Genomic DNA, 22,302 nt, shown 5'->3' with positions numbered 1-22,302 from the left:
GAACAGTGCAAAGGTAAATATGAAATATGAATTAAGAGTGATAAATAGCGGGTTTTTCTGGGGTTGTTAGTAAATGAACAGTAAGTTCTTAAGTAAGTAAAAAAACATTCTAATCAATTTATAGATTTAGCTCATGCATTCCATTGTAATTTTAATATTTTAGTGGTGAAAATATCAGATATTTATGAGTAAATCTTTTAAAACTAGCGTTAATAAAACGCATGATTTTGATTTTACTGAAGCGCAAATTGAAGCGCTGGATATAGTAGAAAAATCAAAAAACAACTACCACGTACTTGAGGGGAATGAATCGTATCAGGTCACCATACTTCAAACAAACTTCAACAAAAAAACATACACCATTCAAATCAACGGAAACCTCTATGAGGTGAATATTTCTGATGAATTAGATATGTTAATTGATGAATTAGGATTAGAAGTAGCAGCAGAGAAAAAAGAAAACGATATCAAGGCACCAATGCCAGGGTTAATTGTTTCTGTTGATGTTGAAATTGGTCAAGAAGTAAAAGAAGGTGACGGAATTTTGGTGTTAGAAGCCATGAAAATGGAGAACACCTTACAAGCACCAAGAGACGGAGTCGTAAAATCGGTAGCTATTCAGGCAGGTGATAAAGTAGAAAAGAATACGGTTTTAATAGAAATGGAATAATATGAAAAAGATATTAGTAGCAAATAGAGGAGAAATTGCCTTGCGTGTAATGCGTACAGCAAAAAAGATGGGAATTAAAACGGTAGCTGTTTATTCGGAAGCAGACAGAAACTCACCACATGTAACTTTTGCAGACGAAGCAGTATGTATTGGTCCTGCACCTTCCAATCAATCGTATTTATTAGGAGATAAAATGATTGAAGTAGCGAAAGAATTAGGAGTAGACGGAATTCACCCGGGATACGGATTTTTAAGTGAAAACGCAGCCTTTGGAGAAGCGGTAGCAAAATCAGGAATCGTATTTATAGGGCCGAAAACACATGCTATTGAGGTGATGGGAAGCAAATTGGCGGCAAAAGAAGCGGTAAAAGCCTATGATATTCCGATGGTTCCGGGGATTGACGAAGCGGTAACCGATGTGGAATATGCATCGAAAGTAGCGAATGAAATTGGCTATCCAATCTTAATCAAAGCCTCAGCAGGTGGAGGAGGAAAAGGAATGCGTGTTGTTGAAAAAGAAGCTGATATAAAAGAACAAATGCAACGAGCAATTTCAGAAGCAGAATCAGCTTTTGGAGACGGTTCGGTGTTTATAGAAAAATATGTGGGTTCGCCGCGCCATATTGAAATTCAAGTATTGGCAGATGCCCATGGTAATGTAGTACACTTATTTGAACGTGAATGTTCGGTACAACGTCGCCATCAAAAAGTAGTTGAAGAAGCACCATCAAGTGTATTAACTCCAGAAATTAGAGAAGCCATGGGAGCCGCAGCGGTAAGAGTTGCAAAAGCCTGTGATTATTTAGGAGCAGGAACCGTTGAGTTTTTATTAGATGAAAACAAAAACTTCTATTTCCTAGAAATGAATACACGCTTACAAGTAGAGCATCCAGTTACCGAACTTATTACAGGAGTAGACTTAGTAGAACAGCAAATAAAAATAGCAAGAGGAGAGGAGCTATCATTTACTCAAGACGATTTACAAATTAACGGACATGCACTAGAATTACGTGTGTATGCCGAAGATCCGTTAGACAATTTTGCACCGAGTATTGGAGTATTGGAAATTTACCAACATCCGAAAGGAGAAAATATTCGTGTAGATGATGGTTTTGAAGAGGGAATGGAAATTCCTATTTATTACGATCCGATGATTTCTAAATTGATTACGTATGGAAATACACGTGAAGAAGCCATTGAGCTAATGAAGCAAGCCATTAGTAATTACAAAGTTAAAGGAATAGAAACTACGTTGCCGTTTGGAAAGTTCGTATGTGAACACGAAGCTTTTACTTCAGGAAATTTCGATACCCATTTTGTAAAGAAATATTACACACCTGAGTTGTTAGAAGCAGGATATGAAAAGGAAGCAAAGATTGCTGCACAAGTAGCCTTACAGCAGTATTTAAAAGAGCAACGTATTTTAAAAACTTGTTAATATATAATGTGCGTTAGGGATTAAAGCGGCATCCTTTTGTTGTCCGTTTGAGTTTGCGAAGCAAGTATCGAGAACCAACAAAAGATATAGCGGAAAGCCCGACCCTTGGGGAACGCCCAAAAAAGAATATAGATGAAATCTAAAATAGAAGAATTACAACATAAAGTAACCGAAGCAAAATTAGGAGGCGGACAACAACGTATCGATCGTCATCATCAAAAAGGAAAATTAACCGCACGTGAGCGTATTAATTATTTCTTAGATGAAGGTTCTTTTGAAGAAGTAGGCATTTTGGTAACCCATAGAACGACCGATTTTGGAATGGAAAATCAAAAGTTTTATGGTGATGGGGTAATAACGGGATACGGAACCGTAAACGGACGCTTAGTGTACGTGTTTGCACAAGACTTTACGGTGTTTGGAGGATCCTTATCGGAAACACATGCCGAAAAAATCTGTAAGATTATGGATTTAGCCGTAAAAGTAGGCGCGCCATTAATTGGATTGAACGATTCGGGTGGAGCGCGTATTCAAGAAGGAGTACGTTCGTTAGGAGGTTATGCCGATATTTTTTACAGAAATGTACAAGCTTCGGGTGTAATTCCGCAAATATCTGCGATTATGGGACCTTGTGCAGGTGGAGCAGTATATTCACCAGCCATGACCGATTTTACCGTTATGGTAGAAAATTCAAGTTATATGTTTGTTACGGGACCTAACGTAGTAAAAACAGTAACCAATGAAGAAGTAACTTCAGAAGAGTTAGGAGGAGCGAGTACACATGCAACCAAATCGGGAGTTACACATTTAACAGCAGCGAACGATGTACAATGTTTGGAAGATATCAAAACATTGTTGAGTTATATGCCTCAGAACAATCAAGAAACTACAGCAAAGCTACCGTTTGAATTAGGCGATGAAATTAGAGAAGAACTAGCCAATATTGTTCCAGATAATGCCAACAAGCCGTACGATATGCGTGCGGTGATTGATGGTATTGCCGATGCTGATTCTTTTTTTGAAATCCATAAAGATTATGCCGATAATATTGTGGTTGGGTTTGCGCGTTTAGGAGGAAGAAGTGTTGGGATTGTAGCCAATCAACCGATGAGCTTAGCAGGATGTTTGGATGTAAACAGTTCTAAAAAGGCAGCACGATTCACCCGTTTTTGCGATTGCTTTAATATTCCGTTATTGGTGTTGGTAGATGTACCAGGATTCTTACCAGGAACCGACCAAGAGTGGAATGCCATTATTACCAACGGAGCAAAATTACTGTATGCATTAAGTGAGGCTACCGTGCCAAGAGTAAGTGTAATTACGCGTAAAGCTTATGGTGGAGCTTATGACGTAATGAACTCAAAACACATTGGAGCCGATATGAACTTTGCATGGCCTAGTGCAGAAATTGCGGTAATGGGAGCCAAAGGAGCGAGTGAAATTATCTTTAAAAAGGAAATTGCCGAAGCTGACGATCACGAAGCGAAACTTGCTGAAAAGGAAGCGGAGTATGCCGATAAATTTGCGAATCCGTACCGTGCAGCAGAACGCGGATTTGTAGATGAGGTTATTTTACCACAAGACACCCGTAGGAAACTAATCAAAGCTTTTGCGATGTTAGAAGGAAAAAAAGTAGAAAGACCGAATAGAAAACACGGGAATATTCCGTTGTAAAAAATAAAGAAATATCAATATTTTTTTTAAGGCGCTTCTTTTTAGAAGCGTCTTTTTTTTGGAGATATGTAAGGAGAAAGAAAATCAATCTAACTAAATAGAGATAGCAATAATCCCAATAATTAAGAGTCAAACACTACTGCCAAAATCGTTTAAAATTCATAATTTATTCTTCTCCACTTCTAAGAACCCTCGCAGATTTTCTATTTGGGTTAGCATCTACTAAAATTTGATATTTAATTAAGTAACAGTTGGTAGTCAATACAAAGCAACACTTAACAAATCAAACAGTGATTGTTTATCTCTTGAAAATTTAACTTTTTTTGGTCTATTATTTTCTTTTCCTCCATTGTTCATTTTCAAATGAAATGTTAGCGTAATAAATCCATTTACTTTGCTAAGTATTAAAATTTATAAAAATGAAAGACATAGAAATTTTATTTGAAAACAAGCCAGGACAATTAGCTCTTATGGGAAAAACACTCGGTGAAAGTGATATAAGTTTAGAAGGAGGAGGAGTTTTCCAAACCGGAAATTCTTCTATAGCTCATTTTTTAGTAGAGGAAGCAGATAGAGCAAAAGTTGAATTAGCAAAAGCTGGAATAAAAGTAACAAAAATAAGTAATGTAATAATTCAGAAACTTAGACAAGATATACCTGGTCAATTAGGTGTGTTTTGTAAAGAATTAGCAGATGCTAATGTGAATATTTTAACGCAATATAGTGACCATTCAAATCAATTAATTGTAGTTGTTGATAATTATGAGAAGGGAAAACAAGTTTCGGAGAAGTGGATGAAAAAATGGTGGAATAATGAAGATTATATAATATGAAAGGCCAACATAATTATATAGCAAACATAGAATGGACTGGAAATAAAGGTAAAGGAACATCTAATTACAAGGACTTTGAAAGAAGTCATATTATAAGTATTGATAATAAACCAAATATTTTATGTTCTTCTGACCCAGAATTCCGAGGTGATAAAACTAAATATAATCCCGAAGAACTTTTACTAGCTTCTTTATCCTCATGCCATATGCTTTGGTATCTACATTTATGTTCTGAATCTAACATAATTGTAACTAAATACATAGATAGAGCAACAGGTATTATGATCACTAAACCAAATGGTAGTGGGCATTTCTCTGAGGTTAGTTTAAGCCCAACCGTTGTAGTTTCAGAAGACTCAATGATAGAAAAAGCAATTGAACTACATAAAAAAGCTAATGAATGTTGTTTTATAGCAAACTCTGTAAATTTTAAAGTGTTACATAATCCCATTTGTTCAACTTAGTAAAATTAAAGAAAAGGAACACCAAACCACCAATACTGTGTTCTATGAAAGGTACTCACACTACTAAAATCATCGCGGATATTCTATTCGGTTTGTATTTATTAAATTGTAGGTGCTTAAATCATACATAAAATATTTCGTTTTAACTAAACTTCAAAAAGATGAAAACAACAACATTTCTAACATTTGTGGGTAATCAATGCGGAAAGGCAGAAGAAGCGATAAATTTCTACACTTCAATATTTCCAAATTCGGAAATTAAAAGGATAATAAAATATTTAGAAGGAGAGGAAGGAGGAGCACCCGACCTTATAAAACATGGAGTATTTAATTTAAACGGAGTGGACTACATGGTTTCCGAAAGTAACTACAATCACGCTTGGTCATTTACACCGGGAGTGTCGTTGTTTGTTTCTTGTAATACTGAAGATGAGATACAAACATTATTCGAAAAACTATCCTCAAATGAGGGACAGGTAATGGTTCCTCTTGATAACTATGCAGGCTCAGGGGATTACGGGTTTGGTAAAAAATTCGGATGGTGTCAAGACAAATATGGGATTTCATGGCAGCTGAATCTTTCAGAATAAATGAGATAGCAAGGTAAGCAAAAGACTATTGCTATCATTCCTATGGAAGTAGGAATCTAAATATAGATGATGTGTTTTTTTACCAGAGGCTCCTGCCTCCGCAGGAGTGACATAAAAAAATATCATTACGAATGAAATGAAGTAATCTTTACGTTTCTAGTTCAAGATATACAGATTACTTCATCCCAAAGTATCGGGATTGGTAATGACGTTAGTTACTTTTTAGACAGTTTCTTTTATATAAAAATATTCTTACACATTCGACTCAACCAATAACTTCCCGTTGTGGTGATTGGTACATCTTGATATCAGCGACCCATGCCGTGGTGTTAACGGAGCATGCCGTAGTATCAGCGACCCATGCCGTGGTGTTAACGGAGCGTGCCGTGATATCAGCGACCCATGCCGTGATGTTAACGGAGCATGCCGTGATATCAGCGACCCATGCCGTGATGTTAACGGAGCATGCCGTGATATCAGCAACCCATGCCGTGGTGTTAACGGAGCATGCCGTAATATCAGCGACCCAAAACCGTGATATAAAGAACCGTTGCTACTCTAAAAAACAACTTTTATGACTTAAATAGCTGAGGTTATGGGATTCCGTAAGAATGTATACATACTTAGTGTTAGGTTCGCGAGAATTGTAACAGCAATTAGCTTTTATAATTAATTAACAAATAACAGTAACTCGTTAATAACTTTACTTTGGATAAGATATTGATTTTAATATATTTGATAGCGTATAAAAATTGCTAAACTTTATGATGCACCATGCTTTTATCGGGATAAAAGAACTAAAGTTTGGTATATAATGAGTTAGCATTAATTGAAAACAAAACCTGTACTCTACAAGAAATAAGAAAATGGAACTAGCATATTTATGGGTTAATGGATACCGAAACTTTAACAACATAGGATTCAATCTTTCGGATAGTTTGGAAATAGAATTTAGACATCAAGAAAGCCAACTAATACATAAATCAATTGAAAAAAAGCACAATGTTTTTGGTAATGGAATTGTGAATGTTACAGCTATTATTGGAAAAAATTCAACAGGGAAAAGTAACCTTTTAGAACTAATTTCTACAATTATAAAGAGCCGCAAAAGCACTCTTACTTTTGAATTTTTGGCTGCTTTTAAATCTGATTATAAAGATGGACTTAATATATATACAAATATTAATTCTGAAGTTAAGTGCACCATTCCAACAAAAAAGATACAGGATTCTGATGAATTAAAGAACCTAAATCTTGCGTACTTTTCAAATATTCAAGATGATAGAGAATTAAACATTCCCGGTACTGTAATCAATTTGACTCCAAGCAAATCTTTAACTAGAAGGAAAAGTGATATATTAAATCAATTTAAATTTCTATTAACGGAGGATTATAATGGATTAGACTTAGAAAGTCCAAAATCTTTAATTATATCTACAATTACTAAATCATCTTATTCGAGATATAATCGAGACATAACCAATATTGACAATAAGATTTTGGAAGAAGTAAGTATTAGGTTTAAAAGCATTTTAAAAACCTCAAATCCTATAAAGCACTTTACCTATTCATATATCTATTCTTTATACTCATTTGTTCTATTTGAAGCTATTAATGAAACCCAAAAAAGAAATCGTGAACTATTTGAGGTAAATCCTGATATAAGCAACTTACAAAATTTGTTTTTACGTTCTTTTGAACAAATTTCAATGCAAAACACAAAAGAGCTGATTGAATCTACAAAAAAATTTATCGAAAAGGTTTTTTATGAATTTACTCAAATTGGCAGTTTAAATAAAAAGGAGGCAATGTCCTTAATGGACTTCGAAAGGGCTATTGAATATTTAAATCCACAATTAATAAAAGAAGGGAAGTATACTCAATCAAGGTCATATTATTTAATCGATTTAAATGCTAAGAATAAAAAAATACTAAAAGATTATCTAACTATTTTTAATCATAATAGAATAATTGAGCTTTCCTGGGGAGGTATTAGCTCAGGCCATAAGGCTTTTCTAAATGTATTTTCGCAATTCTATTCTGTTCGAAAAAAAATTAATAATAAACCAAGTATTATTATTTGTATCGATGAAGGTGATTTATACTTACATCCAATGTGGCAGCAAGAATTCTTAAATAGGTTACTTCATTACCTACGCTCAATTGTGAAAGTAGATATTCAAATAATATTAACATCGCATTCTCCATTTTTAGTCTCAGATTTACCCAGAAGAAATATAATCTATCTAGATAGGAATGAAGAAGAAATGTGTATGGTAAAACCTTACGAAGAGTCAAATGCGGAAACTTTTGGAGCAAACCTTCTTGATTTGTATGCGAATTCATTCTTCCTAAACAGTGGAACAATCAGCAAGTTTGCGTTTTCAAAAATAAAAGAAGTCGTTGAGTTGTTAAAAGAACCAGTAATAGAGAAGAAAAATTTGAATAAGATTACTCACATTATTTCAATCGTTGGGGATGATGTTATTAAATTGAAACTTTCAAAAATGTTAGAAGATGCTAAAATTAGTAATTAATAATAATCACCAATTAGAGGTTGACTTCTTCAAGCATTTTAACCCTGTAAAAAAAGTTGGGGGGTTGATGAAACGTGCACTAATAACAAAGCTTAAAGAGGAGTATGAAAGTGCGCAAAGTGAAATTGAATCTAGAGTTTACCGATTCCTTAGAATTAGACTAAAGAATATCATTACTGGAAGCCCCATAGTACTAAATGAGATAGTAAATCATTTTGACACCACTTTTCCAGAAGACATATTTTACGACTTTGATGAAAAAGGGAAAAAAGTAGATTCAAAAATAGCAAAGAGAATAAAAGAGATTTTCAACTATAAAACATTTAGAAGTTCCGATTTTTGCATAAACCATTTAAGGGAACTAGGTTTTCAAGATAGGACTCCTTGCCCATATTGCAACTTTGACGAGTTAAGTATCGTTACTAGAAATATTGGAAATAATGATTTAGCTTTACTAGATTTAGACCACTTTATTCCTCAGAGCAAATATCCATTTTTATCATTATCGTTATATAATTTAATACCCTCTTGTCATAATTGCAATTCAAGATTTAAAGGAGAAACTTTATTTCTAATTGATACACACATTAACCCTTTTGACAAGTCTTTTGATGAGCACTTTAGATTTAAACTTGATACTCCCTTTATTTATGGTATGGATATAAATGACTTTAGTTTTTCATATAGTATAGAAAATGGTTTCCCAGATAACTCAATAATAGATTTGAATATTATCCAGCGATATGACACCGCTAAAAAAGAGTTATTGCAGAAACTAAATATCATCTATAAGGTGACTGAAAATAAAAAGGATGAGTTTGTGAGTCTTTTTGGAGATGATGGTACAAAAGAGCTAATGCAATTGGCCGATTTTCCAGTTGATAGCAACGAGATTACTTCTCATAAAATGGGCAAAATTAAAAGAGATATATACTTGGAAAATTGGAACAACTAATGCTAACATTTTGTATAAGTAATGGCAGGGAAAGTGTTAATTATCAAGGTTTGCAGCCCGCTCAAACTGCGTAGCGGTTTGACAGGGAAGTGCCACCCAATCTGCCACTACTCATACAATTTACCGTTGAAAAACATTAAATCTACTTTATTTTAAAGTAAAGTATTTTATAAAATCAAAACCGAAACTTTTTTCGGTTTTCTTTTTTTTCAGCCTGTTGTTTTTTAGCATCCAATCGCTTGGCAATCGCTGCTTTTTTAGGTTTGGTAGCTTTGCGTACTTTAGGTATTACCAAGGCTTGTGCTAAAAGGTTAAAAAAGCGTTCGGTAACCAATTCTTTGTTGCGGTGTTGTGAGCGGCTTTCTTGAGAGCTTAGTATGAGTGTGTTTTCTTTAGAGAGTCTGTTAGCTAAATTTTTAAGGAGTAGTGCTTTTTCTTTGTCTGAGAGTCCTAACGAGTCTTCAATCGTAAAACTTAATTCTACTTTAGAGGATACTTTGTTTACATGCTGTCCGCCCGAACCAGAGCTTCGTACGGCTTTAAAGTTGAGTTCTTTTAAAAGTTGTTCTTTGTTCATAGTGTTTGTGAATGCATTAACGGAATTAACTTCCAATGTCAGTTCGAGTGGTTTTTATCAAGTGCTAACGAGATAAAAATTTTATCGAGAACTATTCCAGCGTCTAAGGCCTAAATTCTCGATACAAATTATGCTCTTTTTCAATCGCAAAATTCACTCGAATTGACAGCTTTAAAATTTTAGTCAACCTACTTTAATAGGTATTACTGTATTCCTGTAAAAATAGGAGTTTCAAATATAAATAATCTATTGTTGTTTGTAAAGGGGGCTTAATAATAGAAGTTACTCCTATTGGTGAGAGTTGGGAACTTTAAAGGGTATTCGTAACTAGAATTAAGCAGATTTCTCGCTATCGCTCGAAATGACAAAACGTAGGTCATTTCGAACTGTAGTGGAACGGAAGTGAGAAATCTTTTAGTTGAGTACTGGAACTTTAAAGGGTAGTTGTTACTTCTATTAGTGAGATTCCTCCTCCTTCGTCGTTCGGAATGACGTTCAGGTTGTTTATATCATATTATAATAATTAAAAGCTGTCATTTCGAAGGAGTGTGCGACTGAGAAATCTCAAGGTTCAGCAGCCCTATCGAGAACTATTCCAGCGTCAAAGTCCTAAATTCTCGATACAAATTATGCTCTTTTCAATCGCAAAATTCACTCGAATTGACAGCTTTAAAATTTTAGTCAACCTACTTTAATAGGTGTTACTGTGTTCCTGTAAAAACAGGAGTTTCAAATATAAATAATCTATTGTTGTTTGTAAAGGGGGCTTAATAATAGAAGTTACTCCTATTGGTGAGATTTAGCTTCGCTGAACCTTGCGGTTTCTCCCTCTGGTCGAAATGACAAAACGTAGGTCATTTCGAACTGTAGTGGAACGGAAGTGAGAAATCTTTTAGTTGAGTGTTAGGAGTTTTCAAGAGTGTTTGTAACTAGAATTAAGCAGATTTCTCCCGCTGGTCGAAATGACGTTTATCTATTATATTCATGACATGAAATACGGAATGACATTTAGCGATGCTTACATATCGTAATTAGGCGTGTCGGGTGATTGGTGCATAAAGTGCATGTCTAAATCGGTAAGGGTGTCGGAAAAAGAGTATAAGTTTTCTTTTTTTGTCAGTAATTCATCAATAATTTCGACAGCTTTTTTCAATCGGGTTTCTTTGTCGCCCTTTAACAACACATACGGACGGTTGTATTTTTTCAACGCATTTTCAAAGGCTTTAAACATTTCCAAACGTTGCTCGGGTTTGTCGCGTAAATCGTCGGCCTCCCAAGGCGTATCGATGTAGGTTAAAAAATAAATATCGTAAGTGTTTTCAATTGCAGCCTCGTCTAATTTCGGATCTACGAATCCACCATAATACGCTTCAGAATATACTTTGGTTTCCAATAAATCGGTATCACAGATCAGTACTTTATCCGCTTTTTTAGCCAATTCATTTTCCAAGTCCATTTGTCCTTCAGCAATCGGAATTAAGTCTTGCTGCTCACAAGTTTTACGTTCGTTGTTCCACTTGTCTTGCAAGTATTCACGGGCAAATTCGGGAGCCCAAACAGTATTGTAATGACGCGCTAGTTGACCAGAAAGTGTTGTTTTTCCTGTGCTTTCAGGTCCAAATAATACCACCTTTACAAGGTTGATGGGTTGTTGTGTAAGTGCTTTTTCCATGCTAAATATCCTGCAATTGCAATAAAGGTAAATAATAAATATTGAAAACTAGTAAAGGTAAATCCTTTGTAAAAGTACAGTGGAACGGAGATAATATCGCCAATAATCCAATAAATCCAGTTTTCTATTTTTCGTTTTGCCATCAGCCACATTCCTACAAAGAAAATGGCAGTGGTAACGGTGTCTACATAAGCTGTCCAGCTTGTCCATTTATCAAAAACGGTATACACAGCATAGACGAAAACTAAGGTGGCTACAAATATGGCTACGCTTTGTTTTTTTTCTTTAGATGTTGTTCTAGAAATAGGAGTTACATGGGTGGCGTCTACTTTTCGTGTCCAGATATACCAACCGTATACACTCATAATAAAGTAGTACCCGTTAATCATCATATCGCCTAATAATTCCCATTTTAATAGGAGGTATACAAAAATAGCGGTGCTTATCATCCCCGTAGGGAATACCCAAATTTTATTTTGTTTTGAATACCAAACGGATAAAAACCCAAAGATTACCGCAATAATTTCTAGCCAAACATGGATAGGGTTGTAATCAGCATACTGCCCAAAAAGGAAATCAAAAAGTTGGCTCATAATTGCTACGATCGGTTTTTACGATTTTCATGAATAGCAATCCGTTGTCAATTAATTCAAAAGCATTTTTTAATTCAGAAGTAACTAAGCTCATCACGGTATCATAATCTCCATATACTTGCGTACTTAACGGATTTTCTAACACGGTTAAACCTGAGGCTCTTAATTTTTTGATGAAATTGATAATTGGTTCTTCAAATTCGTTTTGAAGTGGACTTAAAGTCAATTCTACGGATATTTTCATTGTTGTTCCTAATTAGAAAGATGCAAAGTTACTAAAGTTAAGTTGTTGTTGTGTGGGAAAGCTTTTGGGAGTTTTTTTAGTTTCAAAGATGCAGGGTTTTTGGGTTGCAGAGTTTTGGGGTAGGAGGGTATGGTGGGCTTTTTAACACGCACACACGCAAGTAAAACCTTCTATTTCTAAGAACTGAATACCATATTCAAAAGTTTCTCCTTCGTATAGAATTTTTCCAGTTGTCACGTTCGTTTCAAAAGAGAAATCTTCAATATAAATATTCTCTAAAAAGTTAAGTTTTTTCTTTCCGTAAATTTTATACAAGCTTTCTTTTGCTCCCCAAACAATAGTTAGTTTGCTAACCAAAGCATCGTGGTTGGCAATAGATTTGTATTCTTCTATTGGAGTAAACTTATGTGCGATTTTTACAATTTTGTCGCGTTGCATTTCAATATCAATCCCCACAGGTTGTGTATCAGAAATAATAATTGCCGAAAAGGTAAACGAATGAGTTATGGAAATGAATTTACCGTCTTTTAAGTGTGGTTTTCCGTAGCCATCATACATCAAATCATCATCGGTATAGCCAATTTCTTTTAATAGGTGACGTACGCTCATAAAGCCTCTTTGGTGTAAATCGGACTTCATGCCATCTACTCTTTGTTGATTTCCGCTTGTTAAAGAAATACCTTTAGAAAGTTGTTCAAAAGATTCTTCAATCTTCCAAATCAGTGCTTTAGCATGGTTGTTTACCGTTAATGTTTTGTAAAGAGGCATATTTTAGAAAGTTATTTCGTAATTTTGCGACTCAAATTTAAGATATATAAATATACAAAAATATGAGCACAAAAACTGCAACATATGTTCCTTACAAAGTTAAAGATATTTCTTTAGCTGATTGGGGAAGAAAAGAGATTGAATTGGCAGAAGCTGAAATGCCAGGGTTAATGAGTTTACGCGAAGAGTATAAAGATGAGCAACCTTTAAAGGGTGCAAGAATTGCAGGATGTTTACACATGACGATTCAAACTGCGGTTTTAATTGAAACGTTACAAGCTTTAGGTGCTGAGGTTACTTGGAGTTCTTGTAATATCTTCTCAACGCAAGATCAAGCTGCTGCTGCTATTGCTGCTGCTGGAACTCCAGTATATGCTTGGAAGGGACTTACAGATGAGGAGTTTGATTGGTGTATAGAACAAACATTATTTTTTGGAGAAGATAAGAAGCCATTAAATATGATTTTAGATGATGGTGGAGATTTAACCAATATGGTATTAGATAAATACCCTGAGTTAGCACCAGGAATTAAAGGTTTATCTGAAGAAACAACTACAGGGGTACACCGTTTATACGAGCGTGTGAAAAACGGAACGTTACCAATGCCTGCTATTAACGTAAATGACTCGGTTACTAAATCGAAGTTTGACAATAAGTATGGATGTAAAGAATCTGCTGTAGATGCGATTCGTCGTGCTACTGATGTAATGTTAGCTGGTAAGCGTGTAACTGTTTGTGGTTATGGAGATGTTGGTAAAGGTACTGCTGCTTCTTTTAAAGGAGCTGGTTCTATCGTTACTGTTACAGAAATAGATCCTATTTGTGCATTACAAGCGGCTATGGATGGTTTTGAAGTGAAGAAATTAGAAACCGTTGTTGGTAATTCTGATATTGTAATCACTACAACAGGAAATAAAGATATCGTAAGAGCTGAGCATTTTGAAGCAATGAAAGACAAAACAATTGTTTGTAACATTGGTCACTTCGATAACGAAATCCAAATGGGTTGGTTAAACGAAACATATGGTGATACTAAGGTTGAAATTAAACCTCAAGTAGATAAGTATACTGTTAAAGGAAACGATATTATCGTATTAGCTGAAGGACGTTTAGTAAACTTAGGTTGTGCTACTGGTCATCCAAGTTTTGTAATGTCTAACTCATTTACAAACCAAACGTTAGCACAAATCGAATTATGGAAAAACTCTGATGCGTATAAAAATGAGGTGTATATGTTACCAAAACATTTAGATGAAAAGGTAGCAAAATTACACTTAGCTAAGATTGGTGTTGAGTTAACTGAGTTACGTGAAGACCAAGCGAAATATATTGGTGTAACTGTTGAAGGTCCATACAAGCCAGAACACTATAGATACTAGATTCTTAGAATCAAGAGTCAAGACACTAGATATAAAAAATCCCGCAACAATAAATGTTGCGGGATTTTTTGTGTTTTTATTGTGATGATAAGATGTTTTATTCTTTAGGAATACGCTCATCAATCATTTTTAGAGGCATGTCTTCCATTAAACCAATTAGGTCTAAGATATCTCTTACTTTTTCTTCTTCTTCAGCTTGTTCAGTTACAAACCATTGTAGAAAAATTTCAGAAGTAAAATCACCTACTTTTCTTGCTGTTTTAAATACGTTATGAATAGATTTGGTTACTTCTATTTCTGCATCTAAAGAAGCTTCAAAAATAGCGCGTAAGCTTTCAAATTCGTGAGCAACTTCGGTGGCTACAGGTGACATTGCACTACCACCATTATCGTTAACGAATTTAAAAATCTTCATCATGTGTTCTCTTTCTTCTTCTGCTTGCTTATAGAAGTATGAAGCGCTATTTCTAAGTTCTCTTTGATCACACCATGATGCCATGGCTAAATATTTAGAAGATGCTTGTTGCTCCATTGTTATTTGGTGGTTTAGCAAATCAACTACTTCCACATCTAAAATCATGTCTCTTCTTATTGCTGTTTCCATAATATTTTGTTTAGTTTTAATACTATAAAGATACAGATTATAAGGCTCTAAAAAGAATAGAGAACCTAATTTAAAGCTAGTCTTAGTAAAGACTTTTCTACTTAAATACTGATAAAAGAAGCTCTCTTAGTTCTATAAGTTGAGGTACATCTAAGAATAACAGATGCTTGTTGTCTGCTGCAAAAAGAAGTATGAAGTTATCACCGTCAATAATAGTTTCTAACGATTCGTAAGATGAGTGTTGTAGTACTTTTTTTCTGAAGGCTAATAGTTGACAAAAAGTAAAGTCTATTACTTTATAGCCTAAATCTAATTGATAACAGTTTCTGCTACCACAAGATATTTTAAACGATAATTCTTCTACAAAAAAATTCATTCGGCAAATATAATTATTTTTAATGAATCTAAAGAAGAATAATTTAAGGCAATAAAAAAGCCCGCAAACTTGCGAGCTTTAATGTTATAAACGTCTTTTAAGACTAAATATTCAATGATTTGAATAACTCAACTAACTTAGGGTTAGAAGGTCTTGGAGCATTAGAGTCTACAATGTTTCCTTCTGGATCTAATAAAATAAATCTTGGAATTCCTGATACTCTATAGGCATCCATAAAAGTTTTATCTTCTTTAGCGTATAGTTGTACACCAGATAATTCTTTATCAACAATCATTTTCTTCCAAATTTCGTAATCTTTTTGTCTGTCAACAGAGATACTTACAAACTCGATATTTTTGTTGTGGTATTTTTCTTCAACTTGTTTTAAGAAAGGGATTTCGTTTTTACATGGTTGACACCAAGTAGCCCATAAATCGATATAAACATACTTACCTTTTAAATCATCTAAAGAAGTAGTACCACCAGCATTGTTTTCATAATCAACAAACTTAGGAGATTCAGCACCTTTAGCTAAGTTTTTAGCAATGTATTGCTTGTCGTTATACACTTTAGTTAAGTATTTCTCTAAACCAGCAATACTTTGCTTTTGGTTAGCTACAAAAGTAGAATCTAAAGAAGCTCCTTCAAACCTTTTGTTAAAACCATCAACAAAAGATGAAACCTTAGATCTGAAATCTAACTCAGGTAAGTCCATTAACTCTTTATCTCCAAATACTTTTTCTTGCTCTAAAGAAGATTTTGCTAAGAAAGCACTTTCTTCAAAACCAGTACCTGTGTAAGTTATAGTTTCGTCAAATTCTTTAGCGTCAAGGGTCATATTAATATCCGCTCCATTTTTTAAATATAGAGTAGCATATTCTTTACCATCAAAAAGTCTGTAGAAACCATCTTTTACATTCATAGTGTCTTTGAAGGCTCCGTTTTCATCAACTTTAATTACTCTATTAAACTTAAACTGAGGGTTAGAAATAACCACAGAATCAGAGTTCTTGTTAGTGATTTTTCCTGAAAAAGTGACATAATCTTTTGGCTCTTTTTTACATGAAACTAAGGCAATAGAAAATGCCAATAAGTAAACTAGTTTTTTCATTAGGGTGTATGTTTAATTTTGCTATCCAGCGTTTTAATAAACGCCTAAATTAGTGATTTTAAATGAAAGCGCAATTTTTTAACATTTCCCTAACTGTTTTTGTAGCTGGTTATTTGAAGGCCCTATGATTCAATAATTGAGTTTTTTTATTTTAGCCCAACCAGCCTTCACGATCTAAACTTCTATATTGAATTGCTTCGGTAATATGTTCAGATAGTATATTTTCTGACGAAGATAAATCGGCAATAGTACGAGATACTTTATTAATTATTTTTTACATATAGTTCATATATATTTTTTATTTTTAGAGTTAAAAATATTTTATGAAAGCTGTAGCATATATTAGAGTTAGTACACAGGATCAATCTCTAGAACGACAATATGAAGATATAAGGAAATTTTCTTTTGAAAAAGGTATTAAGTTAGTAGAGATTTTTGAAGATAAAATCAGTGGCTTTAAAACTAAAACAGATGATAGAGAAGGCTTTAAGAAAATGGAAAAATTCATAGAGGATAATAAAGATATTCAACATATTTTAGTTTTAGAGATATCAAGGCTTGGAAGAAAGAATAATGATATTCAAAATGTTGTAGAAAAATATATTGAAAAAGGAATCAATATACATATTAAAGATTTGAATATATCTACATTAGAAGATAGTGGAGAGCGTTCTATTGCTTCAGAAATGATGATATCTTTATTAGGAGTTATAGCTTCAAATGAATCTCGTTTACTTTCCTCAAGAATAAGTTCTGGTAAAATGTCTAGAGCTAGAAGAAATCTAGCTTTTGGAGGTAAAATAATAGGCTATAAGAAGGGAGAGGATGGTAAACCAATAATTGATGAAAAAGAAGCACCATTAATAGAAAGAATATTTGAACTTGCTTCAAAAGATTTAGGAATGAGAAATATATCCACAATTATAGAATCTGAATTTGGAAAAAAAATAGCTGGAGGTACGTTAAGTGGTATAATAAGAAATACTTTTCATAAAGGAGAAAGAAGATATAATGACTTGATATTAGAAGTTCCTGCAATTGTGTCAAAGGAATTATGGGAAAAAGCAAATGAATCCATAAATAGTAGAAAGAAGTTTAAAAGTAGAACTAACATACATACAAATATTGTTCAAGGTAAAATAAAATGTATTTGTGGTAATACTATGCACCAAAAAGTGATACCCAAAGCTAGAATTGATATTTTTATTTGTAAGGATACAAATTGTAAAAACTCTATTAATAGACCTTGGTTATTTAGAATGGTTAAAAAAGTAGTAGAAAGACATGCAAAAAAAACAAAAGAGAAAGAGGTTCGAGAAAAATTTAAATTATTAATTTCATCAAATAAAGCGAAAATTAATCTTTCCTTAAAAGAACTTAAAAAGTTAGAGAAAAAAAGAAAGAGAGCAAGAGATCTTTATCTAGAGTCAGAGTTTACTAAAGTAGAATACCTAGAAATTAAAGCTGAAATAGAAGCTGAATTTTCTAAAAGACAAAAAGGTATTAGAACTTTAGAAAATAGCGTTAAATCTTCGGAAATGGCGCTAAAAAATAATATAAATCACTTTAGCGATAATTTAGAATTGTTTAAATCTGAGATTAAAGATATTCTTAAGCATGTTATAATTGATAGAGATTGGGTTTTAATTAATATTTTTGGATGGAGAGTATATGAGTTAAAAAAACCTAATAGTATAAAGTTAGGTTGGGAAGCGAGAAAACCTGAGTCTGAAAGATATAAAAATGAAGAACTACCATTAAAAAAAGGAATAAGTGATGAGGACTTAGAGTTAATGATTAATGACTATCTAAGATCGTAGTTTTGTTTACTTAAAAAATGTAATTTATCTTTACCCGTTTAAAGTAAAGATTTAATTTATGAAATAATAATTATAGATACATATGTAAAAAGATTGCGTTGCTAATTATTTCTCTGTACGAAAATCTGGAAAATTTTATTAGAAGAAGGAATAGTTGAGACAATGCGCCTTATAGGCGTGTTATTTTCTGCTGTTGATTGTCTTCTTAGGTATTTCCAGATACCTCGTATAGTTTTTAATGTTAGTCAGAGGTACACGCCTTCTCTTTTTTAACAAGTCTCTTAAAGTACCTTATAGAGAAAATTAATATTGATTGAATGAAAAAAATTAAGCTAATTATTACAGGAGTTACTTTATTATTAACCTTTAGTATTAAAGCTCAAGAAGCTCCAAAAGGAAAAAAATCTCTTGAAGTTAAAGAAAGTTTTAAAGGAGAGTATATGCAAGAAGTAAATCAAGGTGATTTATCTAGTGTTGTTTTAGGAGCTATGAAAAAAAGATTGCCTAAGAAATTAAGAAAATATGGTTTTGAAGATATAACAATAACAGAAGTAGGTAAAGTTTTTGTTCCAAAAAGTATATCAACAAAGCTTGGTGAATTAGTTGGAGGAAACAAAGCTCTTGGAAGAGCTCAATTAGAGGTAGCAAATACTAGTGGAGAGATAAATAATGCAGTAAACAGGATGTATACTAAAGATGTAGATGGAGATTGGAAATTCCAAGTTAATATAATTGATAATAGAACAAATTCTATTTATAAAATAAGGTTAAGCTTAACTTATAATCCAAAATATATAATTAAAGAGAGTAAGGAAGTTATTAATTATAGATAGAATTTAATTTAATAAGAAAAGTTAAGGTAGTATTAAAGCTACCTTTCTTTATATGTGTTTGTTAAAAAGCACAAGTAAATTATTGAAAATAAGACCTTTTTTGTTAGAATACATTTATCTAATTTACTTTTTTAAAAACTAACTGTTTTGTAGTTAACCTTTAGAGTATACCTTAAAACTATATGAAATTTAACAAAGAATTTAATGTGAAATACTTACTTTTATTAAGGTTTCATACTTAAATGTTAAGTTACCCTAAAACTTAATAGATTTATAGTATGTTTATTTTATTATTATGAATGATTTTAATAGCTATGATTATCTAGTTTTGTCTCCTCAAAACTTAAACTATGAATTGTTACTTAATGAAGAGGCTGTTCATGAGAATATTCCTAAATCTATAATTGGTACAGTTATTAAGCTTTTGGCTTTGAATATGCAATTTCCCAAAAATCATAAATTAAGTACGTTCGATTATAAAGTTTCTTTATGTGCAAAAAAACTTCACTACCTATATGGAAATGACTATACTAGAGCAATAGATTTATTAATGAGCAAGTTTCTTTTCAGGTATCCTTATAGTGAGAATAATTGTTTTAATTATGCTTTGAATGATGTCACAAGGGCTTTTAAATTAGAAGTTCATAAGCTTGAAACAAAATCGGCTAAAGGTAGAGGGATAGTTCAGAGGTTAAGAGAAACTAATAAGATATTACCAAAAGTAATTGAAAGAAAGTTTCAATTTATGATTAAGTTTTTTGATAGTAAATTATTGAATATTGATTTATACTCTTCTTTAAAATTGATAGAGAAAGAATATGATTTTAGTATTGATTATTCTAACTACCTATCACAATTTCAAAAAATAATTAATATACATAATGGAAGTTATTCTTTTCATTATAATCCTGAGACCGATGGTCGATTTCACAATTCTTTCACTTTTCTTAATAAAAAATTCAGGAAATTTTTAACTTATGATGATAAAAAATTAGTTGAAGTTGATATTGTAAACTCTATTCCAACTATTTTTTCTTTATTACTTTCAAAATCTATAAACTTAAATATAAAAGAAGTATTAAATAATAATATATATAATTATCTATTAATGTTTAATAAAATCTCTAGAAACGTTGATATCAAAGAGATTGAGCTGTTTAAAAACATGTCTGTTAATGGAGAGCTTTATGAGAAAGTAAGTAGTAAATTTATAAAAAAAAATATTGGCTACTTAATAGATCAATATGATGGTTATTATGATGGAGAGAATTTGATTTTTACAGAAGAATTTGATGTTAGAAAAATAACCAAGCAGAACTTATTATCTATGTTATTCTCAAAGAATGAAACATATGTTGATATGGAATTAGCATTTGAAAATATATTCCCTACCATTTTTAGATTTATTAAAGAGTTAAAAGAAGTTCAAGATTATAAAATGTTTTCTCATTTGTTATTTCAAATTGAGTCAGAGATTATACTAGAGCAAGTTGCTAGACCTTTTAATAGATTAAATGGTGGACGAGTACCAATCTTCACGATACATGATTGTATCTTTACAGTTGAAGGAAAGGAAAATATATTAAAAGATTTTATGGAGGATAGATTCGTTAAGCTATTTGGAACTAAGATTGGCTTAAAAGTTAAGAAATTCTAGAGAAAGTAAATTATTATAGATAGGTTTTCTAATATGAATATCTAATTATATTATGCTTTATAAAGTACTCATGGAGTAGTTGATAAAAATCATTACTTTAACTTAAGTAATTGTTTTTTAATTGTTTATATTATTGTTGGTTTGTGTGAATTCTAATTTTAGCTTCACAGCTTTTACTGTTACAAAAGCTTTTCCTGTTAGTTTAGAAATTTTGTTTAGACTTAAACCATCTTTTAAAAGATTAACAACATCTTTATGCCTTTTTAGATAGTCTTTATCAGACATTGTAGCACCTTGTTTTCTGCCTTTATATATACCTTTAGCTTTAGCAATTTTTATTCCTTGCATTTGTCTTTCTTTTAAAGCTTCAATTTCCAAAGTAGCAACAGAACCTAATAAATCAATAATCATTTTAGCTATACTATTCATTGTGCCGTCTTCATTAAGTAGTTCCATTCTGATGTTTTCTGCAAAGACTTGTACTTTATTTTCAATAAACCAATTTAACTGTTTTTGCATTTCAACAACATTACGCCCTAATCTATCTACTGAATGAATGATGACATAATTAATTTTTTTATTTTCAATATCTTTCATTAGCCTTTTTCCTGCTGGTCTTTCTTTAAAGGGGATTAAACCTGAAATTTTATCTTCATAAAGTTTTATATTGTCCTCTACTTCAATTTGTCTTTCACTTTTTTGTTCTAATGACGATACTCTTATATACTTAGCCTTTTTTATTTTCATGATTATTAATATTTAAAGTCTTAGAGTCTAAATATAAATAATTTTTATTTGTTAACAAACTTTGTTTCAGTGTTTTATGTGTGGAGTTTAATTTGTTTTTTATAGATATAAATGAACTATATATAAAAAATATTTTAATTTAAAATCCTATCATAGGCTCTAGCGGATAGGTTTAATTTTTCCATGGCAATTTTTAACAAGCTTTTACTTTCTTCTGATAGTTTACAAAATTCACGAATTTGTTTTACATTCATTTGAGCATTGTAATGAATGCTTTCAAGATCTTTAAATCGATTTGTTTGAATTTCTCGGGCAAGCGTAACTCTTTTTCTAATATCTACACTGCTTTCTCCTTTTCGTTCATCAGACAGCTTGTCAAAAGGAACAGGAGTTACTTCAATATGAATGTCAATTCTATCTAACAAAGGACCAGAAATTTTACTTAAGTAACGTTGCATTTCGGCAGGAGAGGAGGTAACAGGTGCATCGGGATTATTAAAATATCCTGAAGGGCTAGGGTTCATACTTGCAACTAACATAAAACTACTAGGGTAATTTACTGTAAAACGAGCTCGCGATATGGTAACTTCTCTATCTTCTAGAGGTTGACGCATTACTTCTAAAACAGTACGTTTAAATTCGGGGAGCTCATCTAAAAAGAGAACACCGTTATGTGCTAAAGAAATTTCGCCAGGTTGCGGATATTGTCCACCTGTTAAACACAAGAGTAGTTGATAATAATTAGATATTTTTTTGTAAA

21 protein-coding genes and 2 pseudogenes are annotated in these 22,302 nt (G+C 32.4%); 12 read left to right on the top strand and 11 right to left on the bottom strand.

What is annotated here, in order from left to right; translation table 11 throughout:
• The first annotated feature begins 184 nt into the window (after positions 1–184).
• The 8 genes from ACQYZ7_RS01095 (at position 185) to ACQYZ7_RS01060 (ending at position 9,161) form a co-directional block, all read left to right on the top strand.
• Positions 185–670 carry a biotin/lipoyl-containing protein gene (locus ACQYZ7_RS01095; protein WP_430727971.1) on the top strand — a complete coding sequence of 162 codons (486 nt, stop codon included), beginning with the start codon at positions 185–187 and terminating at the stop codon, positions 668–670.
• A gap of 1 nt (position 671) precedes the next feature.
• Entirely contained in the window at positions 672–2,108 is a 1,437-nt protein-coding gene (gene accC / locus ACQYZ7_RS01090) for an acetyl-CoA carboxylase biotin carboxylase subunit (protein ID WP_430727970.1), read from the top strand.
• A 132-nt stretch (positions 2,109–2,240) separates the two neighbouring features.
• Positions 2,241–3,782 (top strand): acyl-CoA carboxylase subunit beta, encoded by a 1,542-nt coding sequence (locus ACQYZ7_RS01085; RefSeq protein WP_430727969.1) that lies wholly within the window; start codon positions 2,241–2,243, stop codon positions 3,780–3,782.
• Positions 3,783–4,201: 419 nt separating this feature from the next.
• Entirely contained in the window at positions 4,202–4,615 is a 414-nt protein-coding gene (locus ACQYZ7_RS01080) for an amino acid-binding ACT domain-containing protein (RefSeq protein WP_430727968.1), read from the top strand.
• Positions 4,612–5,079: an OsmC family protein gene (locus ACQYZ7_RS01075; RefSeq protein WP_430727967.1), complete on the top strand. Its 468-nt coding sequence runs from the start codon at positions 4,612–4,614 to the stop codon at positions 5,077–5,079. The genes ACQYZ7_RS01080 and ACQYZ7_RS01075 overlap by 4 nt, the downstream gene beginning before the upstream one ends.
• 161 nt (positions 5,080–5,240) lie before the next feature.
• The gene (locus ACQYZ7_RS01070) at positions 5,241–5,669 is read left to right on the top strand and encodes a VOC family protein (RefSeq protein WP_430727966.1); all 429 of its coding nucleotides are present in this window, start codon (positions 5,241–5,243) and stop codon (positions 5,667–5,669) included.
• A gap of 866 nt (positions 5,670–6,535) precedes the next feature.
• The gene (locus tag ACQYZ7_RS01065) at positions 6,536–8,206 is read left to right on the top strand and encodes an AAA family ATPase (RefSeq protein WP_430727965.1); all 1,671 of its coding nucleotides are present in this window, start codon (positions 6,536–6,538) and stop codon (positions 8,204–8,206) included.
• On the top strand, positions 8,187–9,161 hold the full coding sequence (locus ACQYZ7_RS01060; protein ID WP_430727964.1) for an HNH endonuclease: 975 nt from the start codon (positions 8,187–8,189) through the stop codon (positions 9,159–9,161). Before ACQYZ7_RS01065 ends, ACQYZ7_RS01060 begins: the two co-directional genes overlap by 20 nt.
• Positions 9,162–9,336: 175 nt before the next feature.
• Here ACQYZ7_RS01060 and arfB read toward each other — a convergent pair whose 3' ends face one another.
• From arfB to ACQYZ7_RS01035, 5 genes are all read right to left on the bottom strand, one after another.
• Positions 9,337–9,738, bottom strand: coding sequence for an alternative ribosome rescue aminoacyl-tRNA hydrolase ArfB (gene arfB / locus ACQYZ7_RS01055; RefSeq protein ID WP_430727963.1), 402 nt, complete (start codon positions 9,736–9,738; stop codon positions 9,337–9,339).
• A 1,018-nt stretch (positions 9,739–10,756) separates the two neighbouring features.
• On the bottom strand, positions 10,757–11,410 hold the full coding sequence (locus ACQYZ7_RS01050) for an AAA family ATPase (RefSeq protein ID WP_430727962.1): 654 nt from the start codon (positions 11,408–11,410) through the stop codon (positions 10,757–10,759).
• Positions 11,371–12,003 (bottom strand): nicotinamide riboside transporter PnuC, encoded by a 633-nt coding sequence (pnuC, locus tag ACQYZ7_RS01045; RefSeq protein ID WP_124590375.1) that lies wholly within the window; start codon positions 12,001–12,003, stop codon positions 11,371–11,373. Before pnuC ends, ACQYZ7_RS01050 begins: the two co-directional genes overlap by 40 nt.
• Positions 11,987–12,247, bottom strand: a complete 261-nt coding sequence (locus ACQYZ7_RS01040; protein ID WP_430727961.1) for a hypothetical protein — start codon at positions 12,245–12,247, stop codon at positions 11,987–11,989. Before ACQYZ7_RS01040 ends, pnuC begins: the two co-directional genes overlap by 17 nt.
• 141 nt (positions 12,248–12,388) lie before the next feature.
• The gene (locus ACQYZ7_RS01035) at positions 12,389–13,015 is read right to left on the bottom strand and encodes a 4'-phosphopantetheinyl transferase family protein (protein ID WP_430727960.1); all 627 of its coding nucleotides are present in this window, start codon (positions 13,013–13,015) and stop codon (positions 12,389–12,391) included.
• A 62-nt stretch (positions 13,016–13,077) separates the two neighbouring features.
• Here ACQYZ7_RS01035 and ahcY point away from each other — a divergent pair, with 62 nt between their 5' ends.
• Positions 13,078–14,394, top strand: a complete 1,317-nt coding sequence (ahcY, locus tag ACQYZ7_RS01030; RefSeq protein ID WP_430727959.1) for an adenosylhomocysteinase — start codon at positions 13,078–13,080, stop codon at positions 14,392–14,394.
• A gap of 97 nt (positions 14,395–14,491) precedes the next feature.
• Here ahcY and ACQYZ7_RS01025 read toward each other — a convergent pair whose 3' ends face one another.
• The 4 genes and pseudogenes from ACQYZ7_RS01025 to ACQYZ7_RS01010 all read right to left on the bottom strand — a co-directional run.
• Positions 14,492–14,998: a ferritin gene (locus tag ACQYZ7_RS01025; protein WP_430727958.1), complete on the bottom strand. Its 507-nt coding sequence runs from the start codon at positions 14,996–14,998 to the stop codon at positions 14,492–14,494.
• Between the two features lie 97 nt (positions 14,999–15,095).
• Entirely contained in the window at positions 15,096–15,374 is a 279-nt protein-coding gene (locus ACQYZ7_RS01020; RefSeq protein WP_303507803.1) for a hypothetical protein, read from the bottom strand.
• 103 nt (positions 15,375–15,477) lie between these two features.
• Entirely contained in the window at positions 15,478–16,485 is a 1,008-nt protein-coding gene (locus ACQYZ7_RS01015) for a TlpA family protein disulfide reductase (RefSeq protein WP_430727957.1), read from the bottom strand.
• Between the two features lie 151 nt (positions 16,486–16,636).
• Positions 16,637–16,753: pseudogene (locus ACQYZ7_RS01010) on the bottom strand (ATP-binding protein); the annotation flags it as partial.
• A 55-nt stretch (positions 16,754–16,808) separates the two neighbouring features.
• On the opposite strand from ACQYZ7_RS01010, the gene ACQYZ7_RS01005 reads away from it, so the two are divergent.
• The 3 genes from ACQYZ7_RS01005 (at position 16,809) to ACQYZ7_RS00995 (ending at position 20,795) form a co-directional block, all read left to right on the top strand.
• Positions 16,809–18,305 (top strand): recombinase family protein, encoded by a 1,497-nt coding sequence (locus ACQYZ7_RS01005; protein WP_430727956.1) that lies wholly within the window; start codon positions 16,809–16,811, stop codon positions 18,303–18,305.
• A 317-nt stretch (positions 18,306–18,622) separates the two neighbouring features.
• Positions 18,623–19,138, top strand: a complete 516-nt coding sequence (locus ACQYZ7_RS01000; protein ID WP_430727955.1) for a hypothetical protein — start codon at positions 18,623–18,625, stop codon at positions 19,136–19,138.
• 295 nt (positions 19,139–19,433) lie between these two features.
• Complete coding sequence (locus tag ACQYZ7_RS00995) at positions 19,434–20,795, top strand: hypothetical protein (protein WP_430727954.1); 1,362 nt, start codon at positions 19,434–19,436, stop codon at positions 20,793–20,795.
• 117 nt (positions 20,796–20,912) lie between these two features.
• On the opposite strand, the gene ACQYZ7_RS00990 is transcribed toward ACQYZ7_RS00995, so the two are convergent.
• Complete coding sequence (locus ACQYZ7_RS00990) at positions 20,913–21,542, bottom strand: recombinase family protein (RefSeq protein WP_430727953.1); 630 nt, start codon at positions 21,540–21,542, stop codon at positions 20,913–20,915.
• Positions 21,543–21,682: 140 nt separating this feature from the next.
• Positions 21,683–22,255, bottom strand: a pseudogene (locus ACQYZ7_RS00985) (ATP-binding protein); the annotation flags it as partial.
• Positions 22,256–22,302 lie beyond the last annotated feature (47 nt).

The sequence above is a fragment of the Tenacibaculum sp. SDUM215027 genome, from assembly GCF_050566205.1.
Lineage (GTDB): Bacteria > Bacteroidota > Bacteroidia > Flavobacteriales > Flavobacteriaceae > Polaribacter.
Note: the sequence above shows the minus strand (reverse complement) of the source record. Positions and strands in the feature narration are given on the sequence as shown.